The organism is Pseudoalteromonas sp. NZS37 (assembly GCF_015864265.1).
Classification (GTDB): Bacteria; Pseudomonadota; Gammaproteobacteria; order Enterobacterales; family Alteromonadaceae; genus Pseudoalteromonas; species Pseudoalteromonas arctica.
The window spans coordinates 440,386-455,296 of record NZ_JADYXL010000003.1; the positions used below are offsets into that span (position 1 = coordinate 440,386).

Below are 14,911 nucleotides of genomic sequence, written 5' to 3' on the forward strand. Positions count from 1 at the left end.
AGCCCGACGAGACTAAACCTAAGCATGTGGCTAAAGTTAGATCTCCGTACTACGTTGTGTTTCTTGCCAGTTTTTTGTTATGGCAACATTCACATCCGATTTCTGTAATGGGTCTTTACCTAAAATTATGTCAGCTGCTTTTTCGGCAACCATAATAGTAGGCGCATTCAAGTTTCCGTTAGGAACAGTTGGGAATATAGATGAGTCAACAACACGTAGTCCTTCAATACCATGTACTTGCGTATTTGAGTTAACAACGGCCATATCATCTTCACCCATTTTGCATGAGCAAGAAGGGTGGTAGGCACTTTCTACGGCTTGGCGTACAAAGGCATCTATTTCTTCATCTGTTTGAATATGTTTACCAGGTTGAATTTCTTCATCGCGGTATTCATCAAAGGCACTTTGTTCGATTATGTCGCGTGTTAAGCGAACGCACGCTCTAAAACCTTCAATATCGTCTTGGTGTTCAAGGTAATTAAATAAAATGGTTGGTGGTTGCTCAGGATTCGCAGAAGCAATAGTGACACTACCGCGACTTTTTGGTTTGTTATGACCAACATGTACCTGAAAACCATGACCTGCAAATGCACTTCTACCATCGTAACGCATAGCCGCTGGTAAAAAGTGATACTGAATATCTGGCCATTCAACACCTGGTTTTGAGCGAATAAACGCACACGATTCAAAATGATTCGTTGCACCTAAACCTGAACGCGTTAATAACCAGCGCGCGCCAATCAATCCTTTTGAAACAATGCCTAGTTTGCCGTTAAGCGTGATAGGTTGCTTACACTTGTATTGAAAGTAAAACTCAAGATGATCTTGTAAGTTTTGACCAACACCTGGTAGATGATGCTGTACTTCAACGCCTGCTTTTTCAAGCACTTGAGTATCACCAATACCAGAGAGTTGTAAAATATGTGGAGAGCCAATTGGCCCTGCACTTAGTACAACGTCTTTTGCAGCATGTGCAGTTTTAACGTCGCCATTTACTTTGTATTCAATGCCAGTGGCTTTTTTGCCATCTAAAATCACGCGTTGTGCTAGTGCACCGGTAATAATTGTTAAATTACTACGCGATTTAACAGGGTCTAAATACTCACGAGAAGCAGAGCTGCGCACGCCGTCTTTTACGGTCATGTGCATTGGGCCAAAACCCTCTTGCTGCGACGCATTATAATCATCTGTAGAAGCATAACCGGCTTGTACACCTGCTTTGATAAAGGTGCGGTAAAGCGGGTTTTTCATTTCGTTGCCGTTATTAACGCCAAGCGGGCCTTTGCCACCACGGTAAGTATTTTCACCAAGGTAAAAGCTTTCTGCTTTTTGAAAATACGGTAAACACGATTGGTAATCCCAGCCGTTTGCACCGTGTTGCTGCCATTCGTCAAAATCTTTTGCGTGGCCACGTACATATACCATGCCATTAATAGATGATGAGCCGCCTAATACTTTGCCTCGAGGACAATGCATTTCACGGTTATCTAAATGAGGCTCAGGCTGCGTATGAAACTGCCATGCGTATTTGTCACTATTCATAGGAATAGATAACGCGGTTGGCATTTTTATAAAAATACTTTTATCGCTACCGCCAGTTTCAAGTAGTAACACGCGGTTACTTGAATCTTCAGATAAACGGTTTGCTAAAACACAACCGGCCGAACCCGCGCCAACAATAATATAGTCGTAATGATTACTCATAGTAGGGCGCCTTAAAATGGGCTTTCTATGTCGGCCATACCAACATAAATAGACTTAGTTTGCGTGTATTGATCAAGCGTTTGTATACCATTTTCACGGCCAATACCCGATTGCTTATAACCGCCAACTGGCATTTCAGCAGGTGAGTTACCGTATGCATTAATCCAACAAATACCGGCTTGTAACTTATGAATAACGCGGTGCGCACGTTTAATATCGCTAGTAAATACGCCTGCGGCTAAGCCTAGGTGAGTCCCGTTAGCGCGTGCAATAACATCGTCTTCGTCGTCAAAAACAAGCACGCTCATTACAGGGCCAAATATTTCTTCTTTAACGATAGTCATATCGTCATTACAATCAATAAACACAGTCGGTGCTACAAAATAGCCATTAGGTGCAGATTTAGGTGAAAGCGTTGTACCACCGGTTAATAGCGTTGCACCTTCTTCGATGCCTTTATTAACGTAGCTCATTACTAGTTCTTGGTGCTTTTTAGAAATAAGTGCGCCAAAGTTAGTATTTAAATCTTGTGGGTCGCCAGCAATAATGTTTTTCTCAGTGCGCGCTTTAAGCTCATCAATAAACTGCTGATATACATTTTTATGAACGTAAATACGTGTACAGTTAGTACAAATTTCGCCTTGCGTATAAAAGTTACCTAACATAGCAGCGCTAACCGCTTGCTCAATGTTGGCATCATCAAATACTAATAGTGGAGATTTACCACCAAGTTCCATCGTGACATCTTTTAAAGTACCGGCAGCACTTGCTACTACTTTTTTACCTGTGCCTACTTCACCCGTAAATGATACTTTATCAATATCGCTATGCTGCGTTAGCCACTGGCCTACATCGCCCGCGCCTTGAACAACATTAAACACACCTGCAGGTACGCCAGCTTCAACAAAGACTTCTGCAAGTTTAAGTGCGCCAAGTGGTGTTTCTTCAGATGGTTTGAATATAAATGCATTACCAGCTGCAAGGGCAGGGCCCGACTTCCAACACGCAATTTGTAGTGGGTAGTTCCATGCACCAATACCCGCACAAATACCTAATGGCTCTTTACGTGTGTAGTAAAAGTCATCACCAACCATTTGTTGTTGGCCTACTTGTGCTGGCGCAAGGCCTGCAAAGTATTCAATTACATCAGCGCCGGTTTCAATATCAACACAATTTGCTTCTTGCATTGGTTTACCGGTGTCAAGTACTTCTACAAGTGCCAGCTCATCGTTGCGCTCGCGTAAAATAGCCACTGCTTTTAATAAAATGCGGCTACGTTCAATGGGTGTCATTGCTGACCACTGAGCAAAACCTTGCTTTGCACTGGCAATGGCTGCGTTTTGAATAAATTCGTCGGCAATTTCTACTGCGTAAATAACCTCGCCCGTTGCTGGGTTTGTTACATCAAATGTTTTGCCGTTCTGGTTTGCAAGAAAATGGCCGTTAATAAAATTTTGATAGACAGGTGTAGTCACGCTAGGCTCCATATTGCTTGATAAGTGAAAGTACGTAGCTTTTTGCTAACTTTTCACTGTGTTTAAACTGATTATTGTCTGATTTACTCAGTACTGCTCTTAACCATAGGCCATCGATCATTGCGGCGCTAAGTTCTGCAGCTTGCTTTGCTTGCTCAATAGGCATTAATTGCTTAAAAGAAAATGCTAAATTACTTTGCAAGCGTTTACTGTTTACGTTTTGTAGTCTGTGTAATTCTTCATCATGCATCGATTGCGCCCAAAAACTTAACCACGTTCGGGTTGTATCATTACGCTGTTGTACAAGCGCAAAGTTGGCTTCGATAATAATCATTAAACGTTCAATGGCATTCGTTTGGTTATTTACTTTACTTATCAAGCCTTGTTTTAAGCTTGTTAGTAAGTATCTAACAGTGGCTTCAATTAACCCCTGCTTACCACCAAAATAATGACTAATAATGCCAGACGATAAACCGGCATTTTTACTAATGCTGTTTATAGTTGTGCCTTGTAGTCCATTAGTTGCAACTGACTCTATAGTCGCGTCAATTAGCTGCTGACGTCTGACAGGTTCCATTCCGACTTTAGGCATAATTTTTATTAATTGAACGTTCAATAAACATAAGCTTAAGGTAATAGCTCTAACAATTCAAGGCTGAAGTAAATATCTAGATGCCAAAATGTAGATTAATCATTAATAAAAGCGCAACTAATGCGATAAAGGAGATAAGGTTTTACTTTGTTTTATTTTATTTAAAACAAAGGCTTGTGAATTTTATTTTGAAATTAAATAATAGTAATGATTTGTTTACAGCAATAAATGAATAAAATGATCAATAATCATTAGTGCAGTAATAGTTAGAGTACTAATAGTATTAATTTAATACAAAAGCGCACTAAACCTGCAATTGCTTAGTGCTCTAATAAATTTATATAGAGAGTAAACTTTGTGGTTTTATCGTTTTAAAGCGCTTGGTTTTGAAAGGTCAGGCATTATTAATAACGCCTTTAAAAAGTAGGGGGTAACGTCTTAGTCTATTGCCAATATAGTCATCAGCTAAAATTTGTTGGCAAATAAAGTCTATATCTTTGCTTGCTTCAAAAACCCAATCAAAGCGCTCTATAGCCAGTAAAAAACCACGCTTTAAATGAGTTTGAGCACGGTACTGTTCTAAATTTTCTTGAATAATTGAGACTTTGCTTGGATCAGCTCTAAGCTCTTCTACTACTTGGTTTATAAAAGTAGTATTGAGCTTACTGGTAGGGCGGTGTCTGCGTTTTCGTGGGTGCATTAGCTCTCGTTTGCAATGTTATATAATTTTTTCAAAAAGTCGTCTTTATGCTTTTCATGTTCGTAGTCAAGGTGGTAAGTATTATGAAAACCAAAGCGCAGTTCAACGCCGCTACCTTGTAGGTATACTGTGTAGCCATCTACGTCTGAATAAGCAGTAACACCTTGATAATGCTTGCCTTCATCAGTCATTTCACCTTTTTGAATTATACGTTCATATACGGCTAAAATCTGTTTATTGTCGATTTCGTTTTTCATGTTTTATGCCCTTCGTTTAGTAACTCATACGATACAGATATGAGGGTCGATCATCTTAAAAACAATAGCTAAAAAAGTGTGATATTGCTTTGTAATTTCGCTTTTTTAAATTATGCTCAAAGCTCATTTATTGTTGAGCTTAGAGCATGATAGACAAGGCGTTACTACTAAAAACTCGTGAGTTATCGGATCAATTAATTGCATTGCAAACTCCAATTAGGATACTCGATGCTATTAATTGGGATAAACAAACTAAAGAGGAGTTTTTTAGACAGAAATGTCAAAAAAACCCACTCATCGATCGTGCATATTATCAACAGCGCGACCTTGGTTTTGTACCTAGCGAGCTGCGCCAAGCATTTTCTACTTTGCACCGTAACATTATTAACCAATTGGGACAGTTAAATCCGATTGCTCAATATATGGGAAAAATGTGCACCGAGTATAAAACGGTATTAAGTATGCTTGAGTATCGTGGAACGCCAGAGTTTCATGACTTATCAGTGGAGTTATTTGGACACCCTAAAGATTTATTCCATGCTGGTGAGCCCTCACTTTCTGAGCTAGCTAATATGCTAGATAAACCGCTGCAAAATTTACTTATAGCCGACATACTGCCTGACGACCCTAAAAATATTGATGCTGTTGATGCTGTGCGTATTTTGTCTGAGCAAGTAAATGCCAGTATGGCAGGCATAAACGTAGAGGTAATGCTTAGCGATGGTATTGTCAGTGATGCAGCCGCAGGTGCTAATAATATAAAGCTTAATCAAGATGTTAAGTTTTCTCAGCGTGAACTTGATATTTTAGAAGTTCACGAAGGGTGGATACACGTAGGTACCACTCAAAATGGTTTAGCACAGCCGTATTTAACATGTTTGAGTAAAGGCACGCCTAGCTCAACTATTACCCAAGAAGGCTTAGCAGTATTAACCGAAATTATTACTTTAAAATCGACACCAAGGCGTTTATCTAAATTAGTTAACCGTATTCAAGCGGTTACAAAGGTAATAGATGGCGCTGAATTTGTAGATATTTACCGTGACTATGTAGCGCAAGGTTTATCAAAAGATGACAGCTACACACTCGCGCAGCGTGTATTTAGAGGCAGTACGCCAACAGGCCTGCCTTTTACAAAAGATATTGCCTACATTAAAGGCTTTGTACTGGTTTATAACTTAATACGCGTGGCGATACAGCTTGGTCGAATCGATAGACTCCCTTTATTACTGGTAGGTAAAATATCGATAGATGATTTTAGATTAATATCGCAGCTTCATGATTTAGGTGTAATTGAGAGCCCGCAATTTGTGCCACCACACTTTAAAGACTTACGCGGTTTGGCAACTTGGTTGAGCTTTGGCCGCTTTATTGGCGATTTATCGTTTGAAAAGTTAGAAAACGATTATAAACCGTTATTTTTATAATTAATCAACATAACCTACCGACATAAAAAAAGCCCATAACGGGCTTTTTAAATAAAGTACTTTAGGTTTTGCTATCGAGCATTGGTGCTTTCAAATATTTTGTCAGCTGAGGCTGCAACAAAACCAGTATAAAGCTCACCGTCGGCTTTAGGGTAACGAATAGCAAACTCATAAAAACAGCTAGGGATGCTCATATCACCGTCACTAAAGGTAACAGAGTATTCATCAGCAAGTGTTGACGATTGCTCTAGTAACACCTCTGGTGAGCCTTTAACTTCACCGCCTGACGTATTAAGCGAAAAGCCGGCGTCTTTTAGGGCTTGGTTAACATCATGAATGTTATTAAACTTAGCAAGCGTATTAATATTTACAGTAAAGTGGTTAGCACGGTAACCCCACGCCGACATCCATGCTGCATATTCGCTTTCAGCTAGCAGTTGTTTATAAGTATCAGTGCTTACTTGCCAATGCGTGCCTGAATACAAAAAGTTATCAGCAGTAACAGCACTTTCATCAATTTTATCAACCATGTCGGTTACGATAGCTTGTAACTCTGGCGAGCATTTTTCAACTAATAGCTCAGAGATAAACACTTTTGGCTGATTAGGATCGCTATGCTCGTAGTGCTTTGCATAGAGTTTTTTAGCTTCAAAGTGGTACTCACCACATTCTTTGTAACCAATAGCTAAAAAGTGAGCAGCGAGCTTTTCAAGACCCACTTTGCCAATATTAAACGTACGCAGCGCAATATGATCGTTAATAATGTCATCTTTTTGCGTTGACCCTAAAAGGTCATGAATTTTGTCTGCCGATGGTGTTACGTTTAAGTAGTTTTTCCAAAGGCTCTCAAATAATGTGTTTACATCAGTATGCATGTTAAATCCTTAAATCTAAAATTTTGGTTTTATTGCTTATTCAATTACCAAGCCTGGCGCTAGGGTTTGCGGTAAGCTCACTTTGTCTGACTCAACAGATGCTACAGGGTATGCACAATAATCAGCGGCGTAATAGGCACTTGCTCTGTGATTACCACTGGCGCCAATACCGCCAAATGGAGCTGCACTTGAGGCACCCGTAATAGGGCGGTTCCAGTTAACAATACCTGCACGGATGCGCTTTAAAAAGTGAGTGTAATCATCTTCACTGTCGCTAAGTAAACCTGCAGATAAACCAAAGCTTGTGTTGTTAGCTTCAATGATTGCGCTGTCAAAGTCGTTGTAACGATACACTTTAATAAGCGGTCCAAAATGTTCTTCATCTGGCATGTCGGTAATGTTTGTTACATCAACAATACCTGGACTTACAAAACCGGTGCCTGATTTTAATTGCTTAAGTTCAACAAGGATTTGCGCGCCTTTTGACACTAATTCACTTTGCGCAGCGACCATACCCAGTGCTGCTTTTTCGCTTATCATTGCACCCATAAAAGGCTGCTCTGTAGCAAAACTGTCGTCTACAACTATGTTTTTAGTCGCGCTTATTAGCTTTTCTAAAATAGCATCGCCATTGAGCGATTTTTCAATAAATAAGCGGCGTGCACACGTACAGCGCTGACCTGAGGTAATAAAGCCTGATTGAATAATATCGTGCACAGCAGCGCTTACATCACTCACATCTTTTACAATAAGAGGATTATTACCGCCCATTTCAAGTGCTAAAATTTTGCCAGGGTGTCCTGCAAATTGCTTATGTAGTAAGTGACCTGTGTTTGAGCTACCGGTAAAAAACAATCCATCTATATCTTTATGAGAAGCAAGCGCTTTGCCTGTTTCAATTTCACCTTGGACAAGGTTAATAACACCTGCTGGTAAACCCGCTTTTAGCCAAAGTGAGAGGGTGAATTCTGCAACGTGCGGTGTTAGTTCTGATGGCTTAAATACTACGGTGTTGCCTGCTAAAATTGCAGGAACAATATGCCCGTTTGGTAAATGCCCCGGAAAGTTATACGGGCCAAAAATAGCCACAACGCCATGCGGTTTGTGTCTAATAAACGCTTTAGCACCGGGCATTGGGTTTTCGGTTGTACCGGTACGCTCATGGTACGCTTTTACAGATATAGCTACTTTGCCTGTCATTGCGCCCACTTCGGTGCGGGTTTCCCATAATGGCTTACCTGTTTCGCGTGCAATTATGGTCGCAAATTCTTCACTGTGTTCTTTTAATTGAGCTGCGAAGTTTTCAAGAATGGCTATACGCTCTTCAAGCGGCTTATCTGCCCATTGTACCTGTGCTGCTCTGGCTGCTTTTATAGCTGAATCTACTTGATCAGCGTTTGCGCCATTACCTTGCCATACCACATCGCCATTACTTGGATTGATTGACCCAAATGCTGGACCAAGGCCCACATGCCACTGGTTATTAATTAGGTGTGTATTCATAAATAATTTACAGGCGGAAAAATCGCGCTGCATCTCCTTGACTTAAATTAAGTGCTTTAGCCACATCTTGGCTAATGACGAGAGTATGTTTTGCATGATTGTAATGTGCGTCTTTGGTAAATGTTGCTCTAAAGCCACTTACGCCTTGATTACATACAGCCAGCGTATCAGAGCTATTTTGTGATATGTGATCAAGCTCACCAATAGTAATAGGGCAAACTTGAGAGTCGCGAATGCTGCGAATATTACCAAGCTTTGCTTCAACCGTTGGGCCTGCGTCAAATAAGTCAACGTAGCCTCTGTGCTCAAAACCTTCTTTTTCTAATAATTTTAGCGCAGGTTTCGTTTTTTCATGCACATGCCCAATAACTGCTTGGGCTTTCTTGCTAAGCAAGTTCACATAAATAGGGTATTTAGGCATTAACTCGCTAATAAATACCTTATCGCCTAAGCCAACTAAGTGATCTGCTTCTGGAAATTCAATACTAAAAAAGTGCTCTTGCAGCCATTGCCAAAAAGGAGAATGGCCGTCTTCGTCGCTAACACCGCGCATTTCTGCGATAACAGTATCGGCAAAACGCTCGCTATGCTGAGCCATAAATAAAAAGCGTGAACGCGATAAAAATCGACCCGTTAAACCTTTACGGCTATTTTCGCGCAAAAATAATGTGCATATTTCAGAGCAACCTGTGTAGTCGTTACACATGCTCAAAATATCAACGGTGTTATATACATTTAAAGTAGGCGAGTGGTGTACTGTTTTACCTAAATGATAATGATATAAAGGCACCGATAAACCTACCGCAGCTTCTATAGCGGTTGTGCCAATAACGTCACCTGTTTCACTGTCCTCTAAAACAAATAAATAGCTTTCATCAAGTGGCTGGTTAATGTTTTTGGCAAAGCTTTTTTCAGCACGTTCAATTTTTTCTTTAAGCTGTGCATCGTCCACAGGTAAAGAGGTAAACCCATGACCGGATTCAATCGCTATTTGTTTAAGCGCGTCAAAATCATTGGCAGTAATAGGACGTAATACTTGCATTTATTGCTTGCTCCAATAGCACGCCTGTAGGCGTGCTAATTTAAACTATATTAACCGTTTACTACATCGCTAACGGCTTTTTCAAAGCGCGCTAAGCCTTCTTTAATATCTTCAAACGGGATAACTAAAGACGGTGTAAAGCGAATTACATTCATGCCAGCTACAAGGTTCATTAAACCATTATTAGCACTTGCTACTAAAAAGTCGCGTGCACGTCCTTCAAATTTGTCATTTAGTACTGCGCCAATTAATAAGCCTTTACCACGTACTTCGCTAAATACGTTGTATTTTTCGTTAATTGCGTTTAATCCGTCACGGAATAATTGCTCGCGCTCTTTAACACCGTTTAGTACGTCTGGTGTATTTACTGTATCAAATGCCGCTTCAGCAACAGCACAAGCAAGTGCGTTTCCGCCATAAGTAGAACCGTGAGTACCAATTTTTAAATGCTCAGCAATTGGTGTACGAGTGATCATAGCGCCAATTGGAAAACCACCACCCAATGCTTTTGCCGTTGTTAAAATGTCAGGAACAACCCCTAAACCTTCATAAGCGTATAAATCGCCTGTGCGACCAACACCCGTTTGTACTTCATCAAAAATAAGTAACGCGTTATGTTTAGTACAAAGTTCACGTACTTTTTTAGCAAATTCATCTGTTGGTGAAATAATACCGCCTTCACCTTGTAATGGTTCCATCATAACAGCACATGTTTTATCGCTGATCAGCGCTTCAAATGCCGCTATATCGTTAAAATCACAATGTACTATGTCAGCAGGTTTAGGACCAAAGCCATCAGAATATGCAGCTTGCCCGCCCACAGTTACTGTAAAGAATGTGCGACCATGGAAACCTTTATTAAATGCAATTATTTGCGTTTTTTCAGCGCCATATACGTCCAGTGCATAACGACGCGCTAGCTTAAGCGCTGCTTCGTTTGCTTCTGCGCCTGAGTTTGCAAAGTAAACTTTATCAGCGAATGTTGCTTCAACCATTTTTTGAGCTAAACGAAGTGCTGGCTCATTAGTCATAACATTCGATAAATGCCAAATTTTTTCGCCTTGCTCTTTTAATGCTTTAACTAATGCAGGATGACAGTGACCCAAACAGTTAACGGCAATACCACCAGCAAAATCGATAAACTCGTTATCATTTTGATCCCAAACGCGTGAACCTTCACCACGAACTGGAATGATTGCTGATGGATTATAGTTTGGTACCATTACGTCGTTAAATAAGTCTCTTGTTACTTGCATTTTTACACCTAAATTTAATGGGCTTAGATAAAAGATTAGTTGCTAACTCAAAGAAGAATATAGCCTTTATTCTTCAGCAAACACGTTATTATTTCTTGTAGAGGTCATTATCGAAGGTTAGCTGTTAAAATTGCAGTGCTATTTTGTGAAAAATGATTAAAATAAAAGTCAAAATAACGAAGAAAATAACCATTATGATAACTCCACAAGATGAAAAGCTACTTTCTGTACTAAAAACAAATGCTAGAGCGAGTATTTCTGACCTTGCTCGTATGCTTGACTTATCTCGTTCAACGGTACAAAGCCGTATGCTCAAACTAGAAGAAACGGGTGTAATTAAAGGCTATAGCGTTGATTATGGTGACGACTACCTCAGTAAAATGGTATCAGCTCATGTGTCTATAAAAGTAAGACAAAAATTAACAACTAAAACAAATATCGAGCTTAAGCAAATTGATGCAATTTCGCAGCTCTATGCCATAAGTGGTGAGTTTGATTTAATTGCTGTAGTACAGGCTCAAAATTTAGAGCAGCTTAGCCATTTACTAGACGATATAGGAAATCTGGATGGAGTAGAGCGCACAACATCTTCTGTTATTTTAGAAACTAAATTTAAGCGCTAGAGTCAGTGAGTTTTTGTTTTAGTCGTTAAGTGAACACTCGGTATACTTTAGGTAAGTAATAGAAAGGCTAGGGTTTGTTGATCTTTCAAGGTTGAATTTCAGTAGCCTGTTTAGTATTCAGGCAAGGCAGAGCCTATGCAGTGTGGTTACTCCCCATAAATGGGCGATAACGTAGCATTAATGCCAAACAGGCGCTGCTCAAAGGGTCCTTCCTAGGCGCTATTTACTCTTTGTTGCCTGCATGGATGTAGGTAAGGGGCGTGAGCAAGACGCGGAAGCTTTGCTCGGTTTTTACTTATTCTTACATGGATGTAAGCCATTAGAACAACGCAGGAGCAGTTATTGAGCCCACTAGGTTACAAATCTCGCGCCGCGATTAAATAGCGCCTAGTTTGAACGGATTTTAATCCTCAAAGATCAACAGACCCTAGATATAAATGCATTAATTTAAATATTTAAGTGTACTTTTTATAAGCTAATAGCAGTAGAACATAGATTTAAATATTGAAGCCATTGATAAGATACAAAATTTTGTAAGGAGAATTTATGCTTTTTTAATATGGATGACTATACTCATTTTAATTTGTACAATATTTAGTAATGGATTATGCCTGCATATTTTTTTACCCTCTTATTGGGTTTAACTGAGCCTCTTCAGTTTGGAACAAACTTACCCACCACTGCACCTGATAATGCAGTCAACCAAGTTGAGTGTATTTTATTTGAAATGGGAGCCCCTTTTCAGCTACAAACCTTGCCATGGTTACGTGCACGTCGAGAAGTAAAGTTAGACCGCTTAGATGGTTATTTCACAACTCATTTAATGCCTGAAATGAAGGCCTATGGGCGCATATCATCCCCCATCTTTTTAGAAAGCTGGTACTGGTTTACTCATCCAGAGAGCATTAATAAACCAAAAAATAAAATGCGTTATGGTGCAGTAAGAGGGAGTTATCAGGCTAATTGGTTTAAAACTCAGAATATTATTGCTGAGGTAGAAGTAAATTCATTAGAAGAAATAGTAAATGTTATGCACCATAAGCGGATTGATAGAATTCTACTTGATTTAGACGATTTTGAATTAGCAGCCTCTAAGCTAGGGATTAATAAAGATGAGTATCAAAGAGAATTTTTTAGGTATGTACCTTTGGGATTATTTGCTTCGCATTCACTTATTAAACGCTTCCCTAAATTTATGCAGCAGTTTGATGAAAATATAAATACTTGCGCGCAGGCTCCATTTTCACTATCACAAAGTGAAGAAAAGCAAATACTTGATAGATTGTCCAGTAGCGCTAAAATCTTACTAAACTTACCTAGTTTAGTAGAACAAGTTCAAATAAGTAATGGGTCTCCCTTAAGTGAATCTGAAATTAAAAGACTAGACCAGCTATGGATAAAAGAAAGTAAACAAGTAAAGCACCCAGATGGATTAGCTATGCTTAATTTACCGTTATCTAAAGTATTTAAAAAATGGCAATCTCAATTCAAAGGTGTTGTTACTGAGCTAATATTGACTGATAACCAAGGAAAAAACATCGCTATTAGTAAGCTAACCAGTGACTACTGGCAAGGAGATGAAAATAAATTTACTAAAACATTTAAACAGTCAAAAGATTTTAACTTTGATAGCGTCACATATGATGCATCAACACATCATTTTCAAGTTCAGCTAAGTTTTCCTGTTTTAGATGATAATAATAGTCATATTGGAGTGTTGATTTTAGGTGTTGATGTAGAAAAAGCACTTCATTCGTCAAACGAAAAGAGTAATTAACTCATTACCTTTCACATAAGTTAGCTAAGCTTTAATGCTTTAGGTTAGCTAACTAGATGCTATGGAAGTGTTTTTTTTGAAATAGGTTTTTTTCTTATAACTTCTTTTTTGGCTTTATCAAGCTTTATAAAATAAGCATTACCGCCTATGCCTTTAAACTCTTCATCTGTAAATACAATCGTATTGTCATCAAAAAAGGTGACAGCTTCTTTTTGAGTAACTATCCCTAAGTCTATTTTTGATACATCACCAGAGAAAAACTTATCACCTTCAAAGTTTTCAAATAACCAAAGACTGGTTGAATCAAGTAAGACTAATTTTTTACGATCGGGGCTGAGCGCCGCAGAGGTTATCCAGCATAGTTTTTCAAGCGTGGTACACGTTTTAAAAGAGTCAATTAGCTCAGCATCAAAATTTGCTGCATGATCGCCCACTTTATACACTTTAGTAATACCATCGAAAGGTTCAGTGCGGTTTTTAGTAAATAAATATAAGTGACGACCTAGTGCTACAAATGCTTCTAAATCAAAATTTCGGTCGTTGGGTTTTATTGGACTGCCATCCATTTCAGGGTAGGTAAACTTAATTATTTCGGCTTGGGTTGTGTTTGTTTTTATATCTATTGGGTTTTCTATTTTATAAATAGTGAGCCATCTACGATCGTTTTTGTTATTACCAAAATCCCCTAAAAAAAAGTGCCCAAATTTGTTTTGGGTCATGTCTTCCCAATCAATATTTTTAGCGTTTTCAACCAAAATTTCTTTGGCAATAGAACCATCTTTGTTAAGGCGGTAAAGCTTGGGTTCATTGCCTCCGTCGTTAATAGCCCATAGACGTTTTTGTTTATCAAATTCAATACCTGAGATTTCTTTTAATTTAGGATCAACTGAGATTTCTTTTTTACTATAAAGGGTATAGATTGAAGAACCAACAAGTGTGGCTATTATTAAAAAGATGATGGCTATAGTTATTAAAATGCTTTTTTTCAACATGAAAATTATGATATTTCAGAGTATTAAGATGCTGTGTATTATCGCTGATGAAAGTACAGAACAAAAGAATTTTATAAATTTAGGCAATACTTTTGGATTATTTAACTTTAAATTCGATTAAATAAATAATATGTGATGTACGCTTAGTTGGTTCAAATATTGCTCTGTACTACTGAGCTTTTTAAAAAAGATTGTTTATATACTAACCGCACTTTTTAAGTGCAGAAAAAATGAATTGTTGCACTGTAATAATGCGTAAATAAAGTTTTGGTTAACTTACAACGTGTTTAATGATTTTGAATGGAATCCACATCGCCTTTTTGTTTAGTTGTATGGCCTGTGGCAAAGATTAAGTACCCTTTTTGGTTTAGTTGGAGCCTGCTATGTTGAATAAACGTTTTTTTAAAACAAAAGATGAAGCTGAAGTAACCTTTGAATTTTCTCACCCAGAGGCTGAAGAAGTTTGCTTATTAGGCGAATTTAATGATTGGCAACCTGTGCCAATGAAGCTTAATAAAAAACAAGGTGTGTTTAAATTTAAACAACGCTTACCTATCGATCAACAATTTCACTTTCGTTATTTAATAAATGGAGACATTTGGGATAACGACCACCAAGCTGATGGTTATATTGGCAATACATTTGGCACAGAAAACAGCATAGTAAATACTCAACGCATTAATTAAGG

14 protein-coding genes are annotated in these 14,911 nt (G+C 38.6%); 4 read left to right on the forward strand and 10 right to left on the reverse strand.

From position 1 onward, the window contains the following. Window positions 1-36: 36 nt before the first annotated feature. The 5 genes from betA to I6F47_RS07930 all read right to left on the reverse strand — a co-directional run bounded on the left by betA (window position 37) and on the right by I6F47_RS07930 (window position 4,728). Window positions 37-1,704, reverse strand: coding sequence for a choline dehydrogenase (gene betA / locus I6F47_RS07910; protein WP_101216984.1), 1,668 nt, complete (start codon window positions 1,702-1,704; stop codon window positions 37-39). A gap of 11 nt (window positions 1,705-1,715) precedes the next feature. Next, entirely contained in the window at window positions 1,716-3,179 is a 1,464-nt protein-coding gene (betB, locus tag I6F47_RS07915) for a betaine-aldehyde dehydrogenase (RefSeq protein WP_024591762.1), read from the reverse strand. A 1-nt stretch (window position 3,180) separates the two neighbouring features. Further along, the gene (gene betI, locus I6F47_RS07920) at window positions 3,181-3,756 is read right to left on the reverse strand and encodes a transcriptional regulator BetI (protein ID WP_010553010.1); all 576 of its coding nucleotides are present in this window, start codon (window positions 3,754-3,756) and stop codon (window positions 3,181-3,183) included. Window positions 3,757-4,165: 409 nt separating this feature from the next. Further along, window positions 4,166-4,471 carry a hypothetical protein gene (locus I6F47_RS07925; protein WP_165725464.1) on the reverse strand — a complete coding sequence of 102 codons (306 nt, stop codon included), beginning with the start codon at window positions 4,469-4,471 and terminating at the stop codon, window positions 4,166-4,168. Continuing rightward, window positions 4,471-4,728: a DUF3081 domain-containing protein gene (locus tag I6F47_RS07930; RefSeq protein ID WP_002958616.1), complete on the reverse strand. Its 258-nt coding sequence runs from the start codon at window positions 4,726-4,728 to the stop codon at window positions 4,471-4,473. Before I6F47_RS07930 ends, I6F47_RS07925 begins: the two co-directional genes overlap by 1 nt. A gap of 146 nt (window positions 4,729-4,874) precedes the next feature. Here I6F47_RS07930 and I6F47_RS07935 point away from each other — a divergent pair, with 146 nt between their 5' ends. Continuing rightward, window positions 4,875-6,155 (forward strand): flavohemoglobin expression-modulating QEGLA motif protein, encoded by a 1,281-nt coding sequence (locus I6F47_RS07935; RefSeq protein ID WP_008169642.1) that lies wholly within the window; start codon window positions 4,875-4,877, stop codon window positions 6,153-6,155. Between the two features lie 71 nt (window positions 6,156-6,226). On the opposite strand, the gene I6F47_RS07940 is transcribed toward I6F47_RS07935, so the two are convergent. Genes I6F47_RS07940 through I6F47_RS07955 form a run of 4 tightly spaced genes read right to left on the reverse strand, consistent with a single transcriptional unit; the run spans window position 6,227 to window position 10,831 of the window. After that, a complete protein-coding gene (locus I6F47_RS07940; protein WP_197183647.1) occupies window positions 6,227-7,030 on the reverse strand; it encodes a DUF1338 domain-containing protein in 804 nt (267 codons plus the stop codon). Between the two features lie 36 nt (window positions 7,031-7,066). Beyond that, entirely contained in the window at window positions 7,067-8,533 is a 1,467-nt protein-coding gene (gene astD, locus I6F47_RS07945; protein WP_197183648.1) for a succinylglutamate-semialdehyde dehydrogenase, read from the reverse strand. A 7-nt stretch (window positions 8,534-8,540) separates the two neighbouring features. Continuing rightward, window positions 8,541-9,575: an arginine N-succinyltransferase gene (gene astA / locus I6F47_RS07950; RefSeq protein ID WP_007580762.1), complete on the reverse strand. Its 1,035-nt coding sequence runs from the start codon at window positions 9,573-9,575 to the stop codon at window positions 8,541-8,543. Between the two features lie 50 nt (window positions 9,576-9,625). Continuing rightward, complete coding sequence (locus I6F47_RS07955; protein ID WP_007580760.1) at window positions 9,626-10,831, reverse strand: aspartate aminotransferase family protein; 1,206 nt, start codon at window positions 10,829-10,831, stop codon at window positions 9,626-9,628. Window positions 10,832-11,025: 194 nt separating this feature from the next. On the opposite strand from I6F47_RS07955, the gene I6F47_RS07960 reads away from it, so the two are divergent. Continuing rightward, window positions 11,026-11,454, forward strand: coding sequence for an Lrp/AsnC family transcriptional regulator (locus I6F47_RS07960; RefSeq protein WP_002958609.1), 429 nt, complete (start codon window positions 11,026-11,028; stop codon window positions 11,452-11,454). A gap of 607 nt (window positions 11,455-12,061) precedes the next feature. Further along, the gene (locus I6F47_RS07965) at window positions 12,062-13,231 is read left to right on the forward strand and encodes a cache domain-containing protein (RefSeq protein WP_197183649.1); all 1,170 of its coding nucleotides are present in this window, start codon (window positions 12,062-12,064) and stop codon (window positions 13,229-13,231) included. Window positions 13,232-13,290: 59 nt separating this feature from the next. Here the strand turns inward: I6F47_RS07965 and I6F47_RS07970 are convergent, their stop codons facing one another. Next, the gene (locus tag I6F47_RS07970; RefSeq protein WP_101216977.1) at window positions 13,291-14,223 is read right to left on the reverse strand and encodes a hypothetical protein; all 933 of its coding nucleotides are present in this window, start codon (window positions 14,221-14,223) and stop codon (window positions 13,291-13,293) included. 383 nt (window positions 14,224-14,606) lie between these two features. On the opposite strand from I6F47_RS07970, the gene I6F47_RS07975 reads away from it, so the two are divergent. Further along, window positions 14,607-14,909 carry an isoamylase early set domain-containing protein gene (locus I6F47_RS07975; RefSeq protein ID WP_007580752.1) on the forward strand — a complete coding sequence of 101 codons (303 nt, stop codon included), beginning with the start codon at window positions 14,607-14,609 and terminating at the stop codon, window positions 14,907-14,909. Window positions 14,910-14,911: the final 2 nt, after the last annotated feature.